The sequence below is a fragment of the Luteimicrobium sp. DT211 genome (assembly GCF_049844995.1).
Taxonomy (GTDB): domain Bacteria; phylum Actinomycetota; class Actinomycetes; order Actinomycetales; family Cellulomonadaceae; genus Luteimicrobium.
The window spans coordinates 579,667-602,508 of sequence record NZ_JBNCMC010000003.1 but is presented as its reverse complement, the minus strand read 5'-3'; the positions used below and the strand labels follow the sequence as shown (position 1 = coordinate 602,508).

The 22,842-nt window shown below is 74.2% G+C and carries 18 protein-coding genes; 4 read left to right on the top strand and 14 right to left on the bottom strand.

From position 1 onward, the window contains the following. Window positions 1–5: 5 nt before the first annotated feature. The 5 genes from efeB to eda form a co-directional block, all read right to left on the bottom strand. Entirely contained in the window at window positions 6–1,322 is a 1,317-nt protein-coding gene (efeB, locus tag ACLQ14_RS10290; RefSeq protein ID WP_425812577.1) for an iron uptake transporter deferrochelatase/peroxidase subunit, read from the bottom strand. Next, window positions 1,319–2,563: an iron uptake system protein EfeO gene (gene efeO / locus ACLQ14_RS10285; protein WP_425812575.1), complete on the bottom strand. Its 1,245-nt coding sequence runs from the start codon at window positions 2,561–2,563 to the stop codon at window positions 1,319–1,321. Before efeO ends, efeB begins: the two co-directional genes overlap by 4 nt. A gap of 11 nt (window positions 2,564–2,574) precedes the next feature. Next, window positions 2,575–4,212 carry an iron uptake transporter permease EfeU gene (efeU, locus tag ACLQ14_RS10280; RefSeq protein WP_425812573.1) on the bottom strand — a complete coding sequence of 546 codons (1,638 nt, stop codon included), beginning with the start codon at window positions 4,210–4,212 and terminating at the stop codon, window positions 2,575–2,577. 817 nt (window positions 4,213–5,029) lie between these two features. Next, a complete protein-coding gene (locus ACLQ14_RS10275; protein WP_425812571.1) occupies window positions 5,030–6,130 on the bottom strand; it encodes a sugar kinase in 1,101 nt (366 codons plus the stop codon). Then, the gene (gene eda, locus ACLQ14_RS10270; protein ID WP_425812569.1) at window positions 6,127–6,822 is read right to left on the bottom strand and encodes a bifunctional 4-hydroxy-2-oxoglutarate aldolase/2-dehydro-3-deoxy-phosphogluconate aldolase; all 696 of its coding nucleotides are present in this window, start codon (window positions 6,820–6,822) and stop codon (window positions 6,127–6,129) included. The genes ACLQ14_RS10275 and eda overlap by 4 nt, the downstream gene beginning before the upstream one ends. 97 nt (window positions 6,823–6,919) lie before the next feature. On the opposite strand from eda, the gene ACLQ14_RS10265 reads away from it, so the two are divergent. Together ACLQ14_RS10265 and ACLQ14_RS10260 are read left to right on the top strand one after the other, a co-directional pair. Next, window positions 6,920–7,642 carry an IclR family transcriptional regulator gene (locus ACLQ14_RS10265; protein ID WP_425812567.1) on the top strand — a complete coding sequence of 241 codons (723 nt, stop codon included), beginning with the start codon at window positions 6,920–6,922 and terminating at the stop codon, window positions 7,640–7,642. A 48-nt stretch (window positions 7,643–7,690) separates the two neighbouring features. After that, window positions 7,691–8,098 (top strand): universal stress protein, encoded by a 408-nt coding sequence (locus ACLQ14_RS10260; RefSeq protein ID WP_425812565.1) that lies wholly within the window; start codon window positions 7,691–7,693, stop codon window positions 8,096–8,098. A 3-nt stretch (window positions 8,099–8,101) separates the two neighbouring features. On the opposite strand, the gene ACLQ14_RS10255 is transcribed toward ACLQ14_RS10260, so the two are convergent. Continuing rightward, window positions 8,102–9,016 carry a VOC family protein gene (locus ACLQ14_RS10255; protein ID WP_425812884.1) on the bottom strand — a complete coding sequence of 305 codons (915 nt, stop codon included), beginning with the start codon at window positions 9,014–9,016 and terminating at the stop codon, window positions 8,102–8,104. A 135-nt stretch (window positions 9,017–9,151) separates the two neighbouring features. Between ACLQ14_RS10255 and ACLQ14_RS10250 the strand changes: the two genes are divergently transcribed. Then, on the top strand, window positions 9,152–9,994 hold the full coding sequence (locus ACLQ14_RS10250; protein ID WP_425812563.1) for a hypothetical protein: 843 nt from the start codon (window positions 9,152–9,154) through the stop codon (window positions 9,992–9,994). A gap of 4 nt (window positions 9,995–9,998) precedes the next feature. Here ACLQ14_RS10250 and nhaA read toward each other — a convergent pair whose 3' ends face one another. Together nhaA and ACLQ14_RS10240 are read right to left on the bottom strand one after the other, a co-directional pair. Then, a complete protein-coding gene (gene nhaA, locus ACLQ14_RS10245; RefSeq protein WP_425812561.1) occupies window positions 9,999–11,393 on the bottom strand; it encodes a Na+/H+ antiporter NhaA in 1,395 nt (464 codons plus the stop codon). A gap of 142 nt (window positions 11,394–11,535) precedes the next feature. Further along, the gene (locus ACLQ14_RS10240) at window positions 11,536–12,075 is read right to left on the bottom strand and encodes a DsbA family protein (protein ID WP_425812559.1); all 540 of its coding nucleotides are present in this window, start codon (window positions 12,073–12,075) and stop codon (window positions 11,536–11,538) included. A gap of 182 nt (window positions 12,076–12,257) precedes the next feature. Between ACLQ14_RS10240 and ACLQ14_RS10235 the strand changes: the two genes are divergently transcribed. After that, window positions 12,258–14,957: a phosphoenolpyruvate carboxylase gene (locus tag ACLQ14_RS10235; RefSeq protein ID WP_425812557.1), complete on the top strand. Its 2,700-nt coding sequence runs from the start codon at window positions 12,258–12,260 to the stop codon at window positions 14,955–14,957. A 90-nt stretch (window positions 14,958–15,047) separates the two neighbouring features. Here the strand turns inward: ACLQ14_RS10235 and ACLQ14_RS10230 are convergent, their stop codons facing one another. The 6 genes from ACLQ14_RS10230 to ACLQ14_RS10205 form a co-directional block, all read right to left on the bottom strand. Further along, a complete protein-coding gene (locus tag ACLQ14_RS10230) occupies window positions 15,048–15,821 on the bottom strand; it encodes an SDR family NAD(P)-dependent oxidoreductase (protein WP_425812555.1) in 774 nt (257 codons plus the stop codon). Window positions 15,822–16,093: 272 nt separating this feature from the next. Beyond that, complete coding sequence (locus ACLQ14_RS10225) at window positions 16,094–17,236, bottom strand: DUF2235 domain-containing protein (RefSeq protein WP_425812553.1); 1,143 nt, start codon at window positions 17,234–17,236, stop codon at window positions 16,094–16,096. Window positions 17,237–17,340: 104 nt separating this feature from the next. Beyond that, window positions 17,341–18,633 carry an endo-1,4-beta-xylanase gene (locus ACLQ14_RS10220; protein WP_425812551.1) on the bottom strand — a complete coding sequence of 431 codons (1,293 nt, stop codon included), beginning with the start codon at window positions 18,631–18,633 and terminating at the stop codon, window positions 17,341–17,343. After that, window positions 18,630–20,933, bottom strand: coding sequence for a glycoside hydrolase family 3 N-terminal domain-containing protein (locus tag ACLQ14_RS10215; RefSeq protein ID WP_425812549.1), 2,304 nt, complete (start codon window positions 20,931–20,933; stop codon window positions 18,630–18,632). Before ACLQ14_RS10215 ends, ACLQ14_RS10220 begins: the two co-directional genes overlap by 4 nt. After that, the gene (locus ACLQ14_RS10210; protein WP_425812547.1) at window positions 20,930–21,817 is read right to left on the bottom strand and encodes a carbohydrate ABC transporter permease; all 888 of its coding nucleotides are present in this window, start codon (window positions 21,815–21,817) and stop codon (window positions 20,930–20,932) included. The genes ACLQ14_RS10215 and ACLQ14_RS10210 overlap by 4 nt, the downstream gene beginning before the upstream one ends. Further along, on the bottom strand, window positions 21,817–22,842 hold the full coding sequence (locus ACLQ14_RS10205; RefSeq protein ID WP_425812545.1) for a carbohydrate ABC transporter permease: 1,026 nt from the start codon (window positions 22,840–22,842) through the stop codon (window positions 21,817–21,819). Before ACLQ14_RS10205 ends, ACLQ14_RS10210 begins: the two co-directional genes overlap by 1 nt.

Here is a 22,842-nt window from a genome sequence, read left to right as displayed (position 1 = left end):
CAGGGTCAGCGGAACAGCGCCGCGCCCACGTAGCTGCCCGACGCCGGCGCGGGCGGCACCGCGAACACGGCCGAGCCCACGTGCGCGATGTACTCGTTGAGCCGGTCGACGCGCCCGAGCTTCGTCTGCAGGGTCACGAACGCCGCCGGGTCGTTCATGTACGCGACGAACAGCAGGCCCGCGTCGATCTGGCCGTCCGCGTTCATGCCGTCCGTGAAGTTGTAGGACCTGCGCAGGATCTTCAGGCCGCCGTTGTTCTCATGCGCGGCGAGCGCGACGTGCGAGGTCGCAGGGATCGCGAGCTCGCCGCCGTCGCCCTTCTTCGTGAAGTCGGGCGCGTCGAGCTCGTGCGCGCCGGACAGCGGGGCGCCCTCCTGCTTCGTCCGCCCGAACACGGCCTGCTGGTCGCCGATGTAGTCGGTGTCCCAGTTCTCGATGTGCATCTGGATCTTGCGCGCCACCTGGTAGGTGCCACCCTTCATCCACGCCTGGTCGGCGCCGTCGTGCCAGACGAACCGCTCGAGGTCGGCGTCCTCCTTGATGTTGCGGGTGCCGTCCTTGAAGCCCATGAGGTTGCGCGGGGTCGTCTGCCCCTTGCCCGCCGACGCGCGGCCGAAGCCCATGACGGTCCAGCGCACGACGGCGGTCCCCCGGGCCACGCGGGACAGGTCCCGGACCGCGTGGTAGGCGACCTGGGGGTCCTCGGCGCACGCCTGGATGGACAGGTCGCCGCCGGTGAGCTTCGGGTCGAGCTGGTCGGACGGCAGCTCGGGGAGGTGCTCCAACCTCGCGGGCCTGAGGCGCGCGAGGCCGAAGCGGTCGTCGAACACGCCAGGCCCCAGCCCGATCGTGACCGTGAGGCCCGACGGGCCGAGGTCGGCCGCCTCACCCGTGTCCGTCGGCACCGCGTTCGCGTGCGACGGCTCGACAGCTCCCAGCGACCGGCCCCGCTGGAGCTGCGCAGCCGCCGCCGACCACCGCGCCAGCAGCACCTGCAGGTCCGCCGGGTCGGTCGTCGTCAGGTCGTAGGAGACGAAGATCGCGTGGCGCTGCTGCGGCGTCGAGACGCCGCCCTGGTGCGGCTGGTCGTAGAACGGGTACGCCGTGGTCGAGGGGACGCCGTCGGACGGCGACGCGCCGGGCCCGCCGGGCGTGCCGCCGTCGTCGGACCGCGCCCACGCCGCTCCCCCGACGCCGCCGAGCGCGCCGACCGCGAGCCCGCCGAACCCGGCGCCGAGGAACGCGCGGCGGGAGAACCGGCCGCTCGACTCGTCCGGCGCTGCCGGTGCGCCGTCGGGCGCGGCGCCATGATCATCGGTCACTGGGCGGTCGCGACCTTCTCCGCGATGCGGGACAGCGGCTCCTGGAGGGCCTGGACGGCCTGCGAGAGCTTCGCGGCGTCGGCCCTGCGCAGCTCCGGCGTCCACGCCTTGTACCCACCGAGCGCGGAGGGGTCCTCGTAGGCCGTGAGCGTCTGCTTCACGGCGTCGAACTGCGTGGTCACCTGCTTCGTGAGGTCCGGGTCGATCGTCTCGAGCCCGGGCTCGAGGTTCGCGAACGCCTGCTCGGCGCCCTCGACGTTCGCCGCGAAGTCCACGAGGTCGAGGTGGGAGTACTTCTCCTCCTCGCCCTTGATCTTGTTGGCCTGGACCTCCTCCAGCAGCCCCGCCGCACCGTTGGCGAGGTCCTCGGGCTTGTACGTCAGCCCGCTCGCGAGGTCGGACAGCTTGGTGACGTTCGCGGTGAGCTCCGCTGCCAGCTTCTCGGTGTCCGCGGAGATCGCCTTCTTCTCGAACAGGTCGCGCTCGACGGCGTGGAAGCCGTGCCAGCCGACCGCCGGGTCGAGGTTCGACGCACGCATGTCCACGAGGTAGTCGAGGTTGCCGGTGTTGTCCGTCGGGTCGCTGCCGGGCAGCACGAAGCCCGCGACGTCGGACTCGACCTTCTCGTAGAACGGCCGCGCGGCCGCGTACGCCTTCTGCGCGGCGGCGACGTCTCCCGCGTCGACCGCGGCCTGCAGCGCCTTGATCGCCGTCACCATGTCCGCGACCTGGCTGTCGACGTACGCGCCGTAGGTCGTCGTGCCCTGGGCGAGGACGTCCTGGACGCCGCCGGTCGGCGTCGCGGCCTCGCCCGTGACCGTGAGGTCCACGGTGTCGGTCTGCGCACCGGGGCAGTACGCCTGGTACGTGCCGCCGCCGAGCGTGACCGTGAAGGTCACCGGCGCGAGGCCGGGCGCGAGATTCTCCTTCTCGCCCACGATCCGGTCGCCCGAGAGGATCTCGAACTCCGTGATCGCCGCGGAGTCCTTGTTGGTGACCGTGAACGTCACGGGGCCGGCCGGGACGGAGTCCGCCGAGAGCTCGCACGCGTCGGAGCCGCTCGCGGCGGTGAGGGTCACGTCGACCTTCGCTGCGCCGCCCGACGACGTCGCGTCGGGCTTGGCCGAGGCGTCGCCGTCGCCCGAGCACCCGGACGCGACGAGGGCCACGGCGCCGGCGAGCCCGGCCAGGCCGGCCGCGACGCGCACCGTGCGCGGGCGGCGGGTGAGGTGGGACTGCATGGTCGTTGCTCCTACGTGTTCTGGACGCGAAGGGCCGCGTCGGGCGCCTGGGACGGGGCGGGGGCGAGCGAGGGTGCCGCCGACGAGGCAGCGGGGTCGGCCGCGCGGGCGAGCGCGCGGCGCCTGCGCAGCCCGGCGGCGGCGAGGGCCGCGGCCGCGACGGCGAGGACGATCGGGAGGTAGACGCGCCACAGGGCCCGCTCGTGCGCGGCCCGGTCGCGGGCGACGACGGCGGCGGCGGTGGCGGCCACCTGGTCGGGGGCGACGGTCCAGTCCGTGATGCCGGCCGCGGCGGGCGCCACCGTGACGGTCCGGCTCGCGGCGAGGCCGCCGCCCGTGACGGTCAGGACGGTCCGCGTGGTCTGGGTCGCGCGGAGCAGCACGTGGTTCCCGGTCTCGACGACGTCGAACGCCTGGGTCTGCTTCCAGCTCGCCGTGTACGGGCCGGGCGCCGTCGTCGGGTCGATCCCGACCGGGACACGGCCGCCGCCGTACTCGGTGAGCTGGGCCAGCGTCACGGTCGTGGGGAGGTCCGTCGTCGGGAGGTCCTCGGTGACCTGCTTCTCGGTCGCGGCGACGCCGTCCACGGTGGTGGCGGCGCCCTGCGCGTCTCCGAATCCCGCCGTGCCCATGATGCGTCCCTGCCGGTCGAGGGCGCCGACGGCGCGGCCGTCCGTGCCGATGCCGGCCACGCCGACGGGCGTCGGGTCGTCCGCCGAGGCGACGACGGGCACGTTCGCGCCGCCCGGGTACGGGCCGACGGCCGGGACGAGCAGCGCGAGCGCGAGGGCCGCGGCGGCGAGGCCGCCCGCGAGCCCCAGCTCGAACCGCATCGCGGCGGCGCCCTTGAGCCGGCGCTTCGCGGGCCACAGCACGAACGCGAGCATCGGCACCAGGTAGGCGAACCAGGCCACGACCTCGACGACGCGCGGCTCCGTCGGGATGCCGAGGACGCCGGTCAGCAGCGCCGCCTGCACCGAGCCGGCGGGCGCGAGCCACGTCAGGTCGACCGTGCGGCCCTGGCCGACCGTGAGCCATCCGGCCTCGTGCGCCGTCCGGAGCGTCGTGACGACGAGGCCCGCCGCGACGAACACGAGGAACACGCCCGTGACCTGGAAGAACCTGCCGATGTTGAACCGGATGCCGCCTTGGTACAGCCCCACGCCCAGCCCGGCGGACACCACGATCCCGAGCGCGGCGCCCACGACCGCGGCCGTGGTGCTCGTCGACGCCTGGAACGTCGCCAGCAGGAAGACCGACGTCTCGAAGCCCTCCTTGACGATCGCGAGGAAGGCCATCCCGGCCACCGCCCAGGCGGTGCCGTCCTTGAGCGCGGCGCCGGCGCTCGCCTCGAGCTCCTTCTTGAGCCCGCGCGCGTGCGCGCTCATCCACACGATCATGGTCGTCACGAAGACGACCGCGACAGCCGAGATGACCGTCTCCATGCCCTCCTGCGCACGTTGCGGCAGGCTCGTCGACACGACCTCGAGCGTGACGCCGACCCCGACCGACAGCAGGACCGCTGCCCCGATGCCCCACCACAGGGGGCGCATGGACGCGCCGTTGCGCTTGAGGAAGGCCGCCAGGATGCCGACGACGAGCGCGGCCTCGAGGCCTTCACGCAGGCCGATGACGAACGTTGCGAGCACGGTGACCCCGGTTCAGGCGGACGGTGGAGGCGCGTCCCGGCGGGTGCTGGGCTCGCGGGGTAAGCGTAGCCTCACCTGACCGGTTTTACGCAACACCCCCGTCGCGGAAATGAGGCGTGACCCGCGTCACCGCCCTTTGCCGAACACGGGCTCCGCGACCGTCAGGTCGAGCTGACGGTCGCGGAGCCCCTGGTCGTCGGGCACATAGCCCGTGCTCGACGACGGCCGGCCGGCACCCACGGTCTCGGCGAGAACGCTCGAGCTCCGCGCTTCGCCCCCGCCGATCAAGCGGGCTTCCGACCGAGCAAGAGCCTCAGACGCGCTTGCTCGGCGGGAAACCCGCTTGCTCGACGACGCCCCGGGCGTCCGCCGTCCGCGCCGCGGACCGGTGGCGCCGTCGTCGGGAATGACGGCTCCCGCCGTGGTCGAGGCGACCCGCGAACACGGGCACCTGGCCCGCCGAGCACGGGCTCCGCGACCCTCAGCTCGGCTAGACGGTCGCGGAGCCCGTGCTCGGCGGGCAGGCAGCCTGTGCTCGACGCACGGTCGGTCGCGACCCGAGGCGACCCGCCACCGGTCAGTCCCAGCGAGCGAGGGGAAGCACCTCGTCGGGGCCGGACCCACGCGGGCGGTGCACCGAACGCACGCACAGGCCGAGCCGCACGGTGCACGAGGGCCGGGAGGGCGGGGTGTGCGCGCGGTCGTGGCGGGCCTGGCGGGAGCCGAGCGAGGGACGAGCGAGGCGGATGGAAGACCGCGCGCACACCCCGTCGTCCCGGCCCGAACCCGACCTGGACGGAGCGGGGCGAGTCGACGATCAGCGCACCACCCGCGCGCCCCCACCCCCGACGAGCCGCTTGACCTCGGCGAGCGTCGCCATGGAGGTGTCCCCCGGCGTCGTCATGGCGAGGGCGCCGTGCGCGGCGCCGTACTCGACGGCGTCGGCGACGGAGCCGAGCTCCATGAGCGCGTAGGCGAGCCCGGAGGCGAAGGAGTCGCCGCCGCCGACGCGGTCGAGGATCTCGAGGTCGGGGCGGTGGGTGGCCTCGGCGAAGCCCTCGCGCCGGGACCAGGCGATGGCGCCCCAGTCGTTGCGGGTGGCGCTCCGGACGCCGCGCAGGGTGGTGGCGATGACCTGGAAGTTCGGGTACGCCTCGGCGGCGCGCCCGATCATGGCGCGGAACGCACCCGTGTCGAGGTCGGTCAGGTTCTCGTCGACGCCCTCGACCTCGAGCCCGAGGGACGCGGTGAAGTCCTCCTCGTTGCCGATCATGACGTCGACGTGCCGGGCGAGGCGGGTGTTGACCTCCTGCGCCTTCTCGGGCCCGCCGATGCCGGCCCACAGGGAGGGCCGGAAGTTGAGGTCGTAGGAGACGATCGTCCCGTGCCGGCGCGCGGCGGCCATGGCGGCCTCCGCGACGTCGGCGGTGGACTCGGACAGGGCCGCGAAGATCCCGCCGGTGTGGAACCAGCGCACGCCCTGGGAGAAGAGGGCGTCCCAGTCGACGTCGCCGGGCTGCATGGCGGCGATCGCCGTGTGCCCGCGGTCGGAGACGCCGACGGCGCCGCGCACGCCGTAGCCGCGCTCGGTGAAGTTGAGGCCGTTGCGGACGGTGCGGCCGATGCCGTCGTAGGGCAGCCACCTCACCCAGGAGGTGTCGAGCCCGCCGGTGAGCATGAGGTCCTCGACGAGGCGCCCGACCTCGTTGTCCGCGAGCGCCGTGACGACGGCGCCGCGGAGCCCGAAGCAGCGGCGCAGGCCGCGCGCGACGTTGTACTCGCCGCCGCCCTCCCAGGCGTCGAACCGCCGGGCGGTGCGCACGCGGCGCTCGCCGGGGTCGAGGCGGAGCATGACCTCCCCGAGGGCGACGACGTCGTAGCGGCAGTCGGCGGCGGGGCGGACGTCGAGGGCGGTCATCGGTCTCCTCCGGTGGGCTGGGCGAGGGCGACGGCCTCGGCGGTGCGGCGGGTGATCTCGTCCCAGTCGCCGGCGGCGACGAGGGCCTTGTCGACCATCCACGAGCCGCCGACGGCGAGGACGGACGGCTGCGCGAGGTAGTCGGGGGCGCTGGCGGCGGAGATCCCGCCGGTGGGCACGAACCGGACGCCCGGGAAGGGCGCGGCGAGGGCCTTCACGGCGGCGACGCCGCCGAGGACCCCCGCGGGGAACAGCTTGACGACGTCGAGCCCGAGGTCGAGCGCGGCGATGACGTCGGTCGGTGTGGCGACGCCGGGCACGATGGGGATCCCGTGCTCGTGGGCGCGCTCGACGACGGCGCGCGAGAGCCCGGGCGAGACGAGGAACCGCGCCCCGGCGGCCACCGCGTCGTCGACCTGGCGGACGTTCACCACGGTGCCCGCGCCGACGAGGACGTCGGGGAGCTGGTCGGCGACGGCGGCGACGGCGTCGCGCGCGCCGGCGGTGCGGAAGGTGATCTCGGCGACGGGGAGCCCGCCGGCGACGAGCGCGCGGGTGACGGCGACGCCGTCGTCGGGGCCGTCGACGACGACGACCGGGACGACCCGGGTAATGCCGACGGCGTCGAGGACGAAGTCCTGGGCGGCGGCGAGGTGGTCGGGCGCGGGGGGTGCGCCGGGGGTGGTGGTCATGGACGGCTCCGTCCTGCCGGGCTATCGCTCGTGATAGCGTTTCGTCATAGTGAACGCGCGTTCCGCGTTGCGGATCGCACCCTACACCGGAGGCCCCGTGGAAGCCCAGGACAGCCCGCTGCCCGCGGTCGACAAGGCGCTCCGCGCGCTCGAGGCCCTCTCCGACGCCGGCCCCGACGGGCTACCGCTCGGCCCCCTCGCCGAGTCGCTCGACCTGCACAAGTCGTCGGTGCACCGGACGCTCGCCGCCCTGGCGCACCGCGGCTACGTCGACCGCTCGCCCGACGGGGCCTACCGCCTCGGCGCCGCGGCGCTCGCGCTCGGCGCGACCTGGGCCCCCGCCGAGCACCTGCCCGCGCTCGTGCACCCGGCGCTCGTGGCGCTGTGCGAGGCCGGCGAGGAGCTCGTCCACCTCGGGGTGCTCGTCGGGACGGACGTGCTCTACCTCGACAAGGTCGAGCCCGAGCGGCCGGTGCGCGTGTGGTCCGCCGTCGGCCGGCGGCGCCCGGCCGCCCGCACCGCGCTCGGGCGCGCCCTGCTGGCCCTCGGCGGCGACCTGCCTCCCGACGCCACCCCCGCCGACGACGCCGCCGTCGCCCGCGCGCGCCGGCTCGGCTACGCCGTCGAGCAGGAGGAGAACGAGCCGGGCATCGCGTGCGTCGGGATCGCCCTGGTGCGAGCCGGGGTGCCCGTCGGGGCGCTGAGCGTGACCGTGCCCGCCGAGCGGATGGGCGCGGACCGGCCGGCCGAGCTCGCCCGGCTGGCGCACGAGGTCGTCCCGCCGCTGCTGCCGCCGGGGCTCGCCCTCGCCGGAGTCTGAGCCGGCCCCGTGCTGCCGCGGCCCCCGCGCGTGGGTCACAATGGGCCAGTGACGGTGCTCCTCGCGTACAACCTGACCCCGCAAGGCGACGCGGCCCTGCGCGTCGCGGTCGGCGAGGCCGAACGCCGCGGCACCGGCCTCACGCTGCTGACGCTCAGCGTCCCCGGCGTCGACCGCTCCGAGGGCGTCGACCCCGACGACGAGCTCGCCCACGCGCGCGCGCAGCTCCCCGCCGCGTTGGCCGACGCGCCCGTGCTGCGGCGCGACCCCGACGTGCTCCCGGCCGAGGCGATCCTCGACGCGGTCGACCAGGTCTCCCCCGAGGTCGTCGTGCTCGGAGCCCGCAAGCGTCCCGACGTCGGGACGTTCCTGCTCGGCACCACGACCCAGCGCGTCCTGCTCGACGCACCGGTCCCGGTCCTGGTCGTCAAGGCCCCGCGCGTCCCGGCGTCGTAGGGCTCAGGCCGACGCGACCTCGATCGCGTTGTTCCACGGGTCCTCGAACCGCAGCGCCGCACCGTCGTGGCGCGTGGCGACCCCCGCGTGCCGGAGCCTGTCGGCGAGCGCCGTGACGGCGTCGTCGGACGGGAGCCGCACCGCGACCGTGCCGAGGCCGAGCGCCGACGCCCGCGGGCCCGCGCCGCGCGACTGCCACGTGTTGGCGGCGAGGTGGTGGTGGTACCCGCCGGCCGAGACGAACAGGGCGCCGGGCACGCGCGCCGTCTCCTCGAAGCCGAGCGTGCCGACGTAGAAGCCGCGGGCCGCGTCGACGTCGCCGACCTTGAGGTGCACGTGCCCGACCACGGCACCGGCGAGCCCGGCGGGCGGGCCGGCAGCGGCCGGCGTCGTCCGCGCCAGGTGCCGCTCGAGGAACGCGTTCGGGTCGAGGTGGAGGGTGTCCATCCGCACGGTCCGCAGGCCGTCGGGCTGGGTGTCCCAGCCCCAGTCGGTGCGCGGCCGGTCGTGGTACAGCTCGACGCCGTTGCCCTCGGGGTCGGTGAAGTAGAACGCCTCGGAGACGAGGTGGTCGGCGGACCCGACGAACGTGCCGGGCGCGGTGCGCGCGACGGACGCGAGGGCGTGCGCGAGCGCGGGCGGGTCGTCGAACAGCACGGCCGTGTGGAACAGTCCCGCCTCGCCGCGGCGCGCGACGGGCAGCTCGGGCTCGCGGCGCAGGACGACGACCGGCACCCCGCCGCGTCCGAGGACGACGGTCTCCCGCCGGGCGGCCCCGGCGCCCCCCGCGCCGAGCGCCTCGGGCGCGGCGACCGTCCCCGGCACGGCGGCGTCGTCGAGCACGTCCAGGGACAGGGCGTCCCGGTAGTACCGGGTCATGAGGTCGAGGTCGCGCACGAGCAGCGTGACGGCAGCCATCGACGTCGCGGCGGGCAGCAGGTCCGCGGTGGTCGGGGTGGTGGTGGGCACGACGTCCTCCAGAGGGGTTAGTTGTCTCAACAACCTTCCGGACGGGTCCCGCATTCCCGGGCCTCGCCGTGTCACGATCCCAGGATGGACCCGAACGAGCCCACGTCGGCGGCCCCCCGCGGGCACCGCCTCGGCCCGGCGCTCGCCGTCGTGCTCGCGGTCGTGGTGCTCGCCGCCGTCGCGGCCGTCGTGCTGGTCGCCCTCGCGCTCCGGCCGACCGACGGCGACCGGCTCGCGCGCGATCTCGCGGACCGCGTCGTCCTCGGGATCGCCGACGACGTCGCCACCGGTGGGCGCGCCGCCGACGCCGACCGGCTCGCACAGGAGGCCGCGAACCCGCGCCTGCCCGACGACGTCCCGGACGCCGGCTACGACGTCACGCCGCTGGCGTGGTCCGGGCGGACCGACACCGACGACGGCGCCCGCATCGAGCTGGCCGTCGCGGTGCGGGTCCCTGCCGTCCCAGCCCAGGCGGTCTTCGGCAAGGAACGCACCGCGGGATCGGTCCGCGTGTGCTGGCGGCTCGTGGTCCGGCCCGGCGCGGACGTCGCGGACCGCGAACGGATCCTCTGCCCGGAAGGCGCCCCGACCGCCGCACCGTCCCCGACGCCGCTCCCGACGTTCCCGGCGGACGGCGAGGCCGACGTGCGTGCGGCGCTCGAGGCACTGCCGGAGCGGACCGGAGAGGAAGCCGCGCAACGGGCGCTCGCTGCGCGCTTCCCGGCGCCGCTGACGGTGCGCGTCGCGCGATCGGGCGACGAGCTGGTCGCCGCCGTCGGCCTGTCGTCCACGAGGGACTGCGTCGTCGGCGTGCGGCCCGACGGCGGGAAGGCCCGGACGTACACGGGCTTCGACCCGGTGACGCTCGCGCCGGGCGAGGTCGGGTGCTCACCGAGCCTCTACCTCGCGCCCGTCACGACGCACTGAGCCCTCAGGCCGACGGCGACGCCCAGGGCCGCGGCGGCAGGGCGGCCGGGAGCGCCTCGACGCCCGGCGAGCACAGCGACGACCGCTCCCCGAAGAACCGCAGCACCGCCGTGCCGAGCAGCGCCGCGACGAGCGACCCCGCGAGGATGCCGACCTTCGCCTCCGCCTTGGTCGCCTCGTCCGTGAACGCGATGTCGGTGACGAACAGCGCGATCGTGAAGCCGATGCCGCACAGGATCGCGCCGCCCAGCAGGTGCCCGTAGCGCACCCGCCCCGGCAGCACGCCCACCCCGGTCCGCAGCGCCACGTACGACGCCCCGAACACGCCGACGAGGTTCCCCGCCACGAGCGCGATCGCGATCCCCACGGCGACTCGGGAGTGCAGCGCGTCCTGCAGCGCCGTGCCGTCGAGCCGCACCCCCGCGTTCGCGAGCGCGAAGATCGGCACGATCACGAAGCCCGACCAGGGGTGCAGCGACCGCTGGAGCCGCTCGTTCACCGGGACCGCGGCGCGGCCCGCCAGCTCGGCCTGGTGCTCGCGCTCCGCCGTCGTCTCCAGCTCGAACAGGCGGACGAACCGGGCGACGTCCTGCACCTGGCGCCGGCGCGGGGCGGCCGTCGGGACCAGGAGGCCCAGGACGACGCCCGCGAGCGTCGGCTCGACGCCCGACGCGTGCACCGCGAACCACAGCGCGATGCCCGCCGCCACGTACGGCAGCAGCTGCCACACGCCCAGCCAGCGCAGCACGAGCACGACGACCGCGATGCCCGCGGCCACGAGCAGCGGCGCGACGTGCACGGACGGCGTGTAGACGATCGCCATCACGGTGATGGCGCCGATGTCGTCGACGACGGCGAGCGTGAGCAGGAACAGGCGCAGCTGGTCGGGGCAGCGCGGGCCGAACAGGGCGAGGATGCCGATGAGGAACGCGGTGTCCGTCGACATCACCGTGCCCCAGCCGTGCACGTCGCCCGTCCCGTGCGTGAACGCGACGAACACCAGCGCGGGGACGGCGAGGCCCGCGAGCGCCGCGAGCGCGGGCACCGCCACCGTCCGGCGGTCGCGCAGCTCCCCCGTCGACACCTCGCGGGCGATCTCCAGCGCGATGACGAGGAAGAACACGACCATGAGGCCGTCGTTGACCCACTCGCCGAGCGTGAGGTCGAGGTGCGCGTCGCCGGCGTGCGCGCCCGCCTCCGTCGACCAGAACGCGCGGTAGCCCGCCGGCCACAGGTTCGCCCAGACGAGCGCCGCGACGGTCGCCCCGAGCAGGAGCGCCGCGCCGCCGGCCTCGGTCGCGAGGAAGCGGCGCAGGCTCGGGGCGACCGGGCGGATCTGCACCCGCAGCGCCGGGCCGGGGCGCGGCGGGGTGAGCGAGAGCGCGAGGCGTTCGGACATGCGTTGGGTACCTCCGGGGACTTGTCAGAACGTGGTGAGGGTCTGGGCTCACGAGCTTCTGACACTCGCAAGTCTGCCCCGGGCTGTCAGAACCTGGTGAGGCTCGGGGCTCACCGGGTTCTGACGAGCGGCCCCGACGACGTCACCGCGCGACGGCCTTGGTCAGCTTGAGCGCCTCGACGGCGGCCCGCAGCCGGTCCCGCGTGATGCGGCCCTCGAACCGCACGCCGTTGACGAACACCGTCGGCGTGCCGGCGACCTGGTGCGCCAGCCCGTCGGCGTAGTCCGCCTCGACGACGTCCCCGAACTCCTGGGCGGACTCCCCGACGACGCACGCGTCGCCCACCCCGACTTCGCGCGCGAGGTCCACGAGGCCGGCGTCGGACAGGTCGTCCTGGTGCGCGAACAGTGCGTCGTGCATCTCCCAGAACCGGCCCTGGCTGCCCGCCGCCTCGGACGCGAGCGCGGCCGTCAGCGCGTACGGGTGCACCTCGAACAGCGGGAAGTGCCGCCAGACCAGCCGGACGTGGCCGTTCGAGCTCTCGACCAGCTCGTCGAGGACCGGTGCGGCGTCGCGGCAGAACGGGCACTGGAAGTCCCCGAACTCGACGATCGTCACGGGGGCGTCGGGATTGCCGCGCACGTGCGGCTGGAGGGGGACGAGTGCGTCGCGGTGACCCATGCGCCCATCTTCCGCCCGAAGCGCCCACCCGCGCAGCCCCGCTCGCCGACGGCGACATCGGGCGGTGGGGGCCGGGGGCGCGGGCGGGGCGGGGCGGCGGCGCGTCGTCGGCGGGGGACGGGTGCCCACGATCCGGCCGTGAGCACAGGTGGTACGGACAGGTGGGTACCCTCGGACCCGTGATGTCGAACGACGTAGAACGCGGACATGCCCGGGACGAGATGCCCGAGCCGCTGCGCGCGGACGTCCGGCTGCTGGGCGAGATGCTCGGCACCGTACTCCGCGAGTGGGGCGGCCAGGACCTTCTGGACGACGTCGAGCGCCTCCGTGCGCTGACCATCCAGGCGGCGTCCGAGAACGGGACGTCGAAGGCGATCGCGCAGGCGGAGGAGCTGATCGCGGGGTTCTCCGCGCAGCGCGCCGAGGACGTGGCGAAGGCGTTCACGGCCTACTTCCACCTCGTGAACCTGGCGGAGGAGAACCACCGCGTCCGGGTGCTGCGGCAGCGCGAGGCCGGCCTGTCCCCCACGGAGGCACGCGCGGAGGACTCCCTGCCGGCCGCGTACGCGCAGCTGGTGAGCGAGGTCGGCCCGGCGGAGTCGGCTCGCCGCCTCAAGGCGCTGGAGTTCCGCCCGGTCCTCACCGCTCACCCCACAGAGGCCCGACGACGCGCGGTGGCCGCCTGCATCCGCCGCATCACGGTGCTCATGGAGCGCCGGGAGCTGGAGCAGCTCGGCGGGGTGGCGCTGGCCGACAACACGCGGCGCCTGCTGTCGGAGGTCGACGAGCTGTGGCGCACCGCGCCCCTGCGCACGAGCAAGCCGTCGCCGCTCGACGAGGTGCGGACCGCGATGGGCGTGTTCGACGAGACGCTGTTCACCGCGTTCCCGCAGGTGTACCGCCGCCTGGACGGCTGGGTGAACGGCGACCGTGCCGGCGCCGAGGCGCCGGCCGTCGAGCCGTTCGTCAAGCTCGGCTCGTGGATCGGCGCCGACCGCGACGGCAACCCGAACGTCACCGCCGACATCACCCGCCAGGCCGCGGCGATCGCGAACGAGCACATCCTGCACGCGTACCAGAACGTGGCGGTCCGGATCGGGCGGGCCACGACGGTCGACGCGGCGACGACCCCGCCGTCGGAGGCGCTCGTCGCGCAGCTCGCCCGGGCCCGCGAGCTCGACCCGGCCCTGGCCGACGAGGTCGAGGCCCGCTCCCCCGACGAGCCGCACCGCCAGGCGATCCTCGTGGTCGCGCGCCGCCTGGGCGCGACCCTGGCCGGCGACTCCACGCTCGGCTACGCCGCCGCCGACGAGCTGCTCGACGAGCTGGTCACCGTGCAGGACTCGCTGGTCGCGGCGGGCGCGCTGCGCGTCGCGTACGGCGACCTGCAGGACTTCGTGTGGCAGGTCCGCACGTTCGGCTTCCACCTCGCGGAGCTCGAGGTGCGCCAGCACTCGCAGGTGCACCGCGAGACGCTCGCCGAGGTCGAGAAGGTCCTGGCGGAGGGCGGCCGGACCCCCGAGGGCGGCGTCGACGAGGCGCTCCTGTCGGACCGCAGCCGTGAGGTCCTCGAGGTGTTCCGGGCCATCGTCGACGTCCAGGCGCGGTACGGCCTGATGGCCAGCCGCCGTTACATCGTGTCGTTCACGCAGAGCTCCGCCGACCTCGGATGCGTGTACACGCTCGCCGAGCACGCCGTCGGCCCGGGCGGCACCCCGCCCGTGATCGACGTGATCCCGCTCTTCGAGACCTTCGCGGACCTCGAGGCGAGCCCCCGGATCCTCGGCGAGATCCTCGACGACCCGCGCGTCAAGGCGCGGCTCGCGCAGACCGAGCGGCGCGTCGAGGTCATGCTCGCGTACTCCGACTCCTCGAAGGACGTCGGGCCCGTGTCCGCGACCCTCGAGCTGTACACGGCGCAGCGCCGGATCGTCGCGTGGGCCGAGCAGAACCGCATCGAGCTGACGCTCTTCCACGGCCGCGGCGGCGCCGTCGGGCGTGGCGGCGGCCCCGCGAACCGGGCCGTGCTCGCGCAGCCCCCGGGCTCGGTGGAGGGCCGCTTCAAGCTGACCGAGCAGGGCGAGGTCATCGCCGCCCGCTACGGCAACCCGGTGATCGCCGTCCGGCACATCGAGCAGGTGGCCGCGGCCACCCTGCTGCACGACGCGCCGTCGATCGAGCAGCGCAACGCGGGTGCGGCCGAGCGGTTCGCCGACCTCGCGGGCAGGCTCGACGAGGTCTCCCGCGCCCGCTTCTTCGAGCTCGTGAAGTCCGACGGGTTCCCGCAGTGGTTCGCGCGCGTCACGCCCCAGGAGGAGGTCGGGCTGCTGCCGCTCGGCTCCCGTCCCGCCAAGCGCGGCCTCTCGGTGAACTCGCTCGACGACCTGCGCGCGATCCCCTGGGTCTTCGCGTGGACGCAGGCGCGCATCAACCTCACCGCGTGGTTCGGCCTGGGCAGCGCGCTCGCCGGCGTCGGCGACCTCGAGCTGCTCCGCACCGCGTACCGCGAGTGGCCGCTGTTCACGACGATGATCGACAACATCGAGATGTCGCTCGCCAAGACGGACGCGCGGATCGCGCGGCGGTACCTCGCGCTCGGGGACCGAGACGACCTCGCCGACCTCGTGCTCACCGAGCTCGAGCTCACCCAGGAGTGGGTCCTCAAGGTCACGGACAAGGACCGCGTCCTCGCGAACCTGCGCGTGCTCGGGCGCGCCGTCCAGCTCCGCAGCCCCTACGTCGACGCGCTGTCGCTGCTCCAGCTGCGCGCGCTGCGCGCCCTCCGCGCGGGCGAGCTGCCCGCCGACGAGGTCGCGACCCAGCAGCGGCTGCTGCTGCTCACGCTCAACGGTGTCGCCGCCGGCGTCCAGAACACCGGCTGACAGCACCCGCCACGACGCCGACGGCGCCGCTCTCCCCCGTGGAGGGCGGCGCCGTCGTCGTCCGGCCCGCGCTGCGTCGTCCCGACGGCGTCAGTGCGGCCAGGTGGCGGTGCCGCCGTCGACGCCGAGGGTCATGCCGGTGACGTAGCTCGCGCGGTCGCTGAGAAGCCAGGCGGCGGCCTCGGCGATCTCGTCGGGCTGGCCGGGGCGGCCGAGGGCGGCGAGGGAGCTGAGCCTCTCGACGACGCCCGGGTCGCGCTGCTGCCAGGCGACCATCATCTCGGTCATCGTGGCGCCGGGCGCGATGGCGTTGACGCGGACGCCCTCGCGGCCGTACTCGACCGCGGCGGCGCGGCTCAGCGCGATGACGGCGGCCTTCGTCGCCCCGTACACGCTCTGCCCGGCGGAGCCGAACGTGCCCCCGATGCTGCTGACGTTCACGATCGCGCCACCAGCAGCCCCCTCCGCGGTCATGGCCTGCAGCTCCGCGCGCATCGCCAGCCAGACCCCCTTGACGTTGGTCTCCAGGACGGCGTCGAAGGTCTCGTCCGTGACCTCGGCGAGGCGGCCGCCGCCCTGGCTGCGACCGGCGTTGTTCAGGGCCCCGTCGAGGCGCCCCCACCTCTCGACGGCGGCCTCGACGGCTCGTCGTGCCTCGTCGGCGTCCGTGGTGTCCGCCCGAACCGCGAGCACGCTGCCGCCACCGGCGGCGATGTCCTGGGCGACCCGCTCGAGCTCGGGCTCGCGGCGGGCCGTGATGACGACGTTCGCGCCCTCGCGGGCGCACAGGTGCGCGGCCGACTCGCCGATGCCGGACGAGGCGCCGGTGATGAGAATGGTCTTGCCTGTGAGCAGATCGGTCATGAGCGTTGCTCCATCGTGCGGTCGTGGCCGGGTCCGGAGGCGGATCGGCAGGGCTCGGCCGCGTGCCCGGGTCCGCGACGATTCCATGGTGCGTCCAGCGGCCGGCCGGCGGCCTGCTGAAAGCCGTCGGCCGGTCGACGGACGGGCTCGACCTCTGCGCCACCGCCACCCCGTTCGACACCGCTCCTGCGTGAGTCCAGGACGGCGTCTTCCTGGCTAGCGGATCGGTCCCCCGCCGAGGGCGCGTGCGGTGCGTCCGGTGGGTCCGCGGGTCAGAGGAACTCGATCTGGCGGTCGTCGTGCGCCTCGCACGCGATCGGCTCGACCGGCAGCTCGCCGCCCGCGAGGTCCCGCCACCAGCCGATGTTGACGGCCTCGCGCTGGTACGCGGACCGGGGGTCCCGGCTCATCCGGTCGGCGTGCTCGGCGATGGTCGCGCGGTACTCCTGGTCGGGCGCGTGCGGCGCCTCGAGCCCCGCGAGGACCCGCCGCCAGTGCCGGTGCCCGAGCCGGAAGCGCGGGTGCCGGTGCAGCGCGCTGAACACGTTGAGGAAGCCGAACAGCGGCCCGGGCCCCGGGCTGCTGACGAACCGTGCCTCGGGCTCGACCTGAGCCTCGATCCGGTCGGCGTCGACGACGAGCCCCACGGCGACGGCCTCGCCGACCATCCACCGCAGCGCGACGTCGGACAGCCCGCGGTGCGCGGTGCCGCCCCCGACCTCGCTGTGCGAGCCGGGGAACCACACCTGCTTCACGCGTCCCGGCGGCTCGCCGACGGGCACCTCCCACAGGCTGGGCTCGAACTTGATGCGCCGGTCGTCGATGGACAGCGCCTGCCGCGCGCACCGCACCGACGCCGACAGCGACACGTCGTGGAACTTCGCCTTGCGCAGGAACGGCAGCGGAACACCGAGCGCGCCGACGGTGTCGAACACGCCGAGGAACGCGAGCGGGGTGCTGTCGTAGCAGCTCGCGGCCTTGAACGCGGCGCGCCGCGCCCTGCCGTCCGGCCCGTAGTCGCGGTACGCCTGCTCGGCCTTGGCCAGGCCGTCGCGCAACAGGGCGTCGGGGCGCAGCAGCCCGACCGACGCGATCATCCCCGCGACCGACCGCGCCGTGTACGCCCCGCGGGAGAACCCGAAGACGAAGATCTCGTCGCCGGGGTCGTAGTTCATCGCGATGACCCGGTAGCCCTCGACGACGTTCGTGGTGATCCCGTACCCCCACGCCCCGCCCAGGACCTTGTCGGCGAGGTAGCCGCGCGCCCCGACCCCGCCGATGTAGAAGACCATCTGCTGCACGCCGTCCACGGGCTTGTCCGTGCGGACCGCGCGCGCGATCTTCTCGATGTTGGTGACGCTCGCGCTGACCGGCGAGCCCCACGTGCCGTCGCAGCACACCACGAGCCGCTTCATCGCGTCCTCCTCGACCCGACCGCCCGCGCCCCCGAAAGGCGCCTCGTCAGGACGGAGGGCGGCGCGGGCCGGGCTGATACGCCCGGCCGCGGCGCCCGCAGGGCTCAGACGACGACGTCGGCCCGGCTCTCCCCGGGCGTCACCTCGACCGTCGCCCGGGCCGGGAGCAGGTGGCCGGCCGTCCCGGGGACGACACCGGGGCTCACCGCGTACCGCCCGGCGAAGCCACGCACGACGACCGTGCCGTCGTCGTCCGCGCGGACGGTGGTCGGCGGAACCCACCACTGCCCGCGGACGAGCCCGCGGAGCGCGTCGTAGGCGGGCTTGGGCGTGCCGTCCCGACGAATCAGGCCCGACGGCGCGCCGAGCCAGGCGGTCGCGTCGGTCATGCCCCAGTAGGTCAGCGACTCGACCGCCGGGTGCGCGAACGCGGTCTCGTAGTGCGCGACGACCTCGCTCGCCTGCCGCTCCTCGCCCTCGGCGGTGCTCGGCCAGTCGGCGACCTGGTAGTCGTTGAGGTCGACGATCTCGGGCGGCATGAGGTCGCCCGAGACGAGCGACGTCTCGGTGAGCTGCAACGGGAACCCGAAGCGCGCGAACCGCTCGAGGATCCCCTCGATCGCGTCGGCGCCGCGGAAGCCCTGGTGCATGTGCGTCTGCAGCCCGAGCGCGTCGATGCGCACCCCGGCCTCGAGGCAGTCCTCGACCAGGTGCTCGTAGTCCTCCGAGAGGTCGAAGTCGTTCAGCACGAGCCGGGCGTCGGGGTTCGCGTCGCGGGCGGCGTCGAACGCGAGCCGGACCATCTCGACGCGGCCGCGCGACCGGGCGAGGCGCGTGACCGCGTTGTCCTCCTGGTCGAAGACCGGGAGGATCACGACCTCGTTGATCGCGTCCCACAGGTCGACGAGGCCGCCGAACGCGGTGACGTCCCGCGCGATCCGGCGCCGGATCGCCTGTTCGACCTCGTCGTCCGACCGGCCGAGCAGCCACGGCGGCGCGAGCGTGTGCCACACCAGCGGGTGCCCCTTGACCGTGACGCCGCGGTCGACGAACCAGCGCGCCGCCCGGAGCATCCGCGCGGTGTCGGTCTCGCCCTCGACCGGCTCGAACCGCGCCCAGTAGAACGGCAGGGTCGCGGTGTCGAACAGGCCGAGCCACTGCTGGACGACGGCGGAGCCCGCCTCGTCCGACGGGCCCGCAGGGTCGTCGCCGACGCCCGCGAGGTGCAGGAGGTCCGCGCCCGTGCAGCCGAAGCCGAACGCGTGCGCCTCCTGCGCGAGGGTCACGAGCTCGCCGGCGCGCGGCCGCCCCGCCGGGTCGAGGAGGCGCAGCCGCGCCGTCCCCACCCGGTGGGCGTACCGGGCGTCGGACGCGGCGGGCGCCGAGGCGATCGTCACCGCACCTCCGCCGTCGTCCAGCGCGGCGACGTCACGCCGACCCGGTGCACATCGCCGACGAGGCGGGTGCGTGCCTGCACGTCGCGGGCCTCGCTGGTCCCGACCCACACGTCGAGCTCGCCCGGCTCCACGACCCGGGCGAGGTCGCGCCCCGCGAACGCGAGCCGCGTCGTCGGGACGCGGAGCTCCACGACTGCGGACTCCCCCGGCTCGAGGTGCACGCGCCGGTAGCCGAGGAGCTGGGCGACCGGCCGCGTCACCGACGCGACGAGGTCGCGCCCGTAGAGCTGGACGACGTCGTCGCCCGCACGGTCGCCCGCGTTGGTGACGCGCACCCGCACCCCGAGGACGCCGTCGGTGGGCGTCTCGGCGTCGACCTCGAGGTCGGACCGGACGAACGTCGTGTACGACAGTCCGTGCCCGAACGGCGCGGGCGACGTCGTCGGGAGGTTGCTGACCTCGTCGCCCTCGCCGAGCGACGGGTGCAGGTAGGAGTACGGCTGGGCCCCGGCCGACCGCGGCAGGCTGACCGGCAGCCGCCCGGAGGGGTTGACGCGGCCCGTGAGCACGCCCGCGACGGCGGAGCCCCCCTCCTCCCCCGGGAAGAACGTCTGCACGACGGCGGCGCATCGCTCGAGCGCCCACCCCACCGCGTAGGGGCGTCCGGTGAGCAGGACGAGGACGACGGGCGTGCCCGTCGCCAGGACCTCCTCGACGAGCGCGCGCTGGACGCCCGGGAGCTCGAGGTCGTCCCGGTCGCAGCCCTCGCCCGAGGTGCCGCGGCCGAACAGGCCGGCCTGGTCCCCGACGACCACCACCGCGACCTCGGCGTCCCGCGCCGCGGCGACGGCGTCGGCGAACCCCGACCGGTCGTCGTCGTCCACGTGGCAGCCCGCGGCGACGACGACCTCCGCGCCCCCGAGCTCGCCGCGCAGCGCCTCCAGGATCGTGGGCGCTGCGATGCGGGTGTCGACGCCGGGGTGCTGAGCCAGCACGTGGTTGACGAACGAGTAGCACCCGAAGAGGGCCTCGCTCCGGTCCGCGTTCGGCCCGATCACCGCGACGCGTGCGGGGGCGGCGCCCCCGGTCCCGACGAGCGGCAGCGCGCCGTCGTTCGACACGAGGACCACGGACTCCTCCGCGAGCCGGCGGGCGAGCGCGCGGTGCTCGGGCGGGTCGAGGTCGATCGACCCCGGCGCGTCAGACCCCTCGGAAGCATCCAGCGAGTCCGCGAACGACGGGTCGAGGAGCCCGAGCTCGGCCTTCTGCCGCAGCACGCGGAGGACGGCCCGGTCCACGAGGGACTCGTCGACGGCGCCCGCGCGGACCCGGTCCGCGAGCGGCGCGAGGTACGCGTCGCCCGTCGGCAGCTCGACGTCGATGCCGGCCCCGAGCGCCAGGCCCGCGGCCTCGCCGAGCGAGTCGGCGACGTGGTGCAGGTGGTGCAGGAACGCGACGCCGAAGTAGTCGGCGACGACGGTCCCGTCGAACCCCCACGCGTCCCGCAGCACCCCGGTCAGCAGCGCCGGGTCCGAGGCGACGGGGACGCCGTCGATCTCGGTGTAGGCGTGCATGACGGACCGCACGCCGCCGTCGAGGACGGCCATCTCGAACGGCGGCAGCAGGACGTCGGCGAGCTCGCGGGGACCCGCGTGCACGGGCCCGAAGTTGCGGCCCGACTGGGACGCAGAGTAGCCGACGAAGTGCTTGAGCGTCGCGTGGACGCCCGCCGACTGCAGGCCCCGGACGTAGGACGTGCCGACCGTGCCGACGAGGTACGGGTCCTCCGCGATGCACTCCTCGACCCGGCCCCAGCGAGGGTCGCGGACGACGTCGAGCACGGGCGCGAGGCCCTGGTGGATCCCGAGGGCGCGCATCGAGTCCCCGATCGCGGCACCCATCCGCTCGACGAGCTCCGGGTCGAACGACGCACCCCAGGCGACCGGCGTCGGGAACGTGGTCGCGCCCCACGCCGAGAGGCCGGTGAGGCACTCCTCGTGCACGATCGCGGGGATGCCGAGCCGGGTGTCCCGGGCGAGGCGACGCTGGAAGCCGCGCAACCAGGCGGCGCGCTCGGCGGCGTCGACGGGACGGGTCCCGTAGGCGCGGGTCAGGTGACCGAGGCCGTCCTTCGCGAAGTCGTCGAGGCCGGAGCTGGCCCAGAACTCGCCCTGCAGCGGCGCGACGGCCTCGCCGTCCTCCTTCTCCCAGAAGCCCACGATCTGCGCGAGCTTCTCTTCGAGGGTCATGCGCGCGAGGAGGTCGCGCGCGCGGTCCTCGTGCGTGGCGTCGGCGGTCATCCCTTCACCGCCCCCTGCAGGCCGCCGACGATGCGCCGCTCGAACAGCGAGAAGAAGACGAGGGCGGGGATCATCGACAGGGAGGTGAACGCGAGCACCTGGGCGGTGTCCTGGGAGTACTGGGACGAGAACGCCTGGACGCCGAGCGGCAGCGTGTACTTGCCGAGGTCGTTGAGGACGAACAGCGGCAGGATGTAGCTGTTCCAGCTCGCGACGAACGCGAGGATGCCGGTCGTCAGGACGCCGGGCAGAGACAGGCGCAGGACCATCCGGAAGAAGAACCCGAGCCGCCCGCAGCCGTCCAGCCACGCCGCCTCCTCGATCTCCTCCGGGATGGCCCGCAGGAACGGGACCAGGATGATGATCGTCGTCGGCAGCGCGAAGGCGATCTGCGGGAGCATCACGCCGGCCAGGTTGTTGATGAGGCCGATGTTCTTGATGAGGATGTACAGGGGCGTGATCGCGACCGTGATCGGGAACATGAGCCCGGCCGCGAACAGCGAGTACATCGCGCCCCGGCCGCGGAACCGGTACCGCGCCAGCACGTAGCTGGCCATGACACCGAGGACGACGACGCCCACGGTCGTCACGAGGGCGACCAGCGTCGAGTTCCCGAGCTGCTGCCAGAAGACCTTGTTCTGCAGCACGCTCGTGTAGTTCTTGCCGACCCACGGCGACGGCAGCCCCGAGGGGTCGGTCGTGATCTGCGCGTTCGTCCGGAACCCGCCCAGCACGATGTACGCGACCGGTGCGAGGGTCACCGCGACCAGCACGAGCGCGATGAAGTACGTGGTCGGGCTGCCCCAGGGGGTCTTCTTGTTCTGGCGGACCGGGACCTCGGGCGTGTCCGGGTAGGCGAGGGGCGGGGCCGTGGTGGCAGCCATCACTTGCTCCTTCCGGTCAGCGCGCCCTCGGTGTCGCGGCGCAGCACGAAGCGCTGGTACACGAGCGCGACGATCAGGGAGATGAGGAACAGGACGACGGCGACGGCCGAGCCGTAGCCGAAGTTCCCGGCGTTGCGGCCGTACTGGACCATGTACGTGGCCATCGTCGAGACGCCGGCGGTGCCGGCGACGTACTGGCCCCAGACGATGTAGACGAGGTCGAAGAGCTGGAGCGAGCCGATGATCGACAGGAACGCCCAGATCCGGATGGTCGGGCCGAGCAGCGGCAGCGTGATGCGCCGCTGCGTCTGCCAGTAGCTGGCGCCGTCGAGCGATGCCGCCTCGTAGAGCTCCTCGGGGATGTTCTGCAGCCCGGCCATGAACAGGATCACGGCGAAGCCGATGTACTTCCACGTGAGGATCGCCATGAGCGACCACAGCGCGATGCTCGGGCTGGACAGCCACTCGGCCTGGAAGGCGCCGAGGCCGATCCTCTGCAGGAGGTCGTTGACGGCGCCGTCGGTCTGGAGCATGAGGCTCCAGCCGGTGCCGGCGATGACCTCGGAGACCACCCAAGGCACGAAGATCAGGACGCGGATGAGGGAGCGTCCGCGCATCTTCCGGTTGAGGAGGAGCGCGAGCAGGATCCCGACCGGCCCCTGGATGATGAGGGACAGCACGAGGATGAAGCCGTTGTGCAGGAGCGCCGAGTGGAACTCGGGGTCCTTGAGGATGATGACGTAGTTGTGCAGGCCGACGAAGTCCGTGGGAGCGCCGAAGCCCTTCCACTTGTAGAAGCCGTAGTAGGCCGCCAGCACCACCGGCAGGATCACGAACGCGACGAAGACGACGATCGCTGGGCCCGACAGAAGAGTGATCTCGAGCCGCTGCTTCCATCCGATGCCACGCCGACGGCGGCCCGCCGGGGACGGCGCGACGTGCGCGCCGTCCCCGGTGGTGGAGAGATTCGCGGTCGAATCCACGTTCTGCACAGCCAGCGAGTTCTCGACCGGAGAATCGCTCAT

What these genes read in the sequence shown, in the direction of transcription:
- efeO (WP_425812575.1), bottom strand. Translation starts at nt 2,563, where the DNA reads ATGCAGTCCCACCTCACCCGCCGCCCGCGCACGGTGCGCGTCGCGGCC.
- ACLQ14_RS10275 (WP_425812571.1), bottom strand. Translation starts at nt 6,130, where the DNA reads ATGACCGCCCTCGACGTCCGCCCCGCCGCCGACTGCCGCTACGACGTC.
- eda (WP_425812569.1), bottom strand. Translation starts at nt 6,822, where the DNA reads ATGACCACCACCCCCGGCGCACCCCCCGCGCCCGACCACCTCGCCGCC.
- ACLQ14_RS10255 (WP_425812884.1), bottom strand. Translation starts at nt 9,016, where the DNA reads ATGGCTGCCGTCACGCTGCTCGTGCGCGACCTCGACCTCATGACCCGG.
- ACLQ14_RS10250 (WP_425812563.1), top strand. Translation starts at nt 9,152, where the DNA reads ATGGACCCGAACGAGCCCACGTCGGCGGCCCCCCGCGGGCACCGCCTC.
- nhaA (WP_425812561.1), bottom strand. Translation starts at nt 11,393, where the DNA reads ATGTCCGAACGCCTCGCGCTCTCGCTCACCCCGCCGCGCCCCGGCCCG.
- ACLQ14_RS10240 (WP_425812559.1), bottom strand. Translation starts at nt 12,075, where the DNA reads ATGGGTCACCGCGACGCACTCGTCCCCCTCCAGCCGCACGTGCGCGGC.
- ACLQ14_RS10235 (WP_425812557.1), top strand. Translation starts at nt 12,258, where the DNA reads ATGTCGAACGACGTAGAACGCGGACATGCCCGGGACGAGATGCCCGAG.
- ACLQ14_RS10230 (WP_425812555.1), bottom strand. Translation starts at nt 15,821, where the DNA reads ATGACCGATCTGCTCACAGGCAAGACCATTCTCATCACCGGCGCCTCG.
- ACLQ14_RS10225 (WP_425812553.1), bottom strand. Translation starts at nt 17,236, where the DNA reads ATGAAGCGGCTCGTGGTGTGCTGCGACGGCACGTGGGGCTCGCCGGTC.
- ACLQ14_RS10215 (WP_425812549.1), bottom strand. Translation starts at nt 20,933, where the DNA reads ATGACCGCCGACGCCACGCACGAGGACCGCGCGCGCGACCTCCTCGCG.
- ACLQ14_RS10210 (WP_425812547.1), bottom strand. Translation starts at nt 21,817, where the DNA reads ATGGCTGCCACCACGGCCCCGCCCCTCGCCTACCCGGACACGCCCGAG.
- ACLQ14_RS10205 (WP_425812545.1), bottom strand. Translation starts at nt 22,842, where the DNA reads ATGAGCGATTCTCCGGTCGAGAACTCGCTGGCTGTGCAGAACGTGGAT.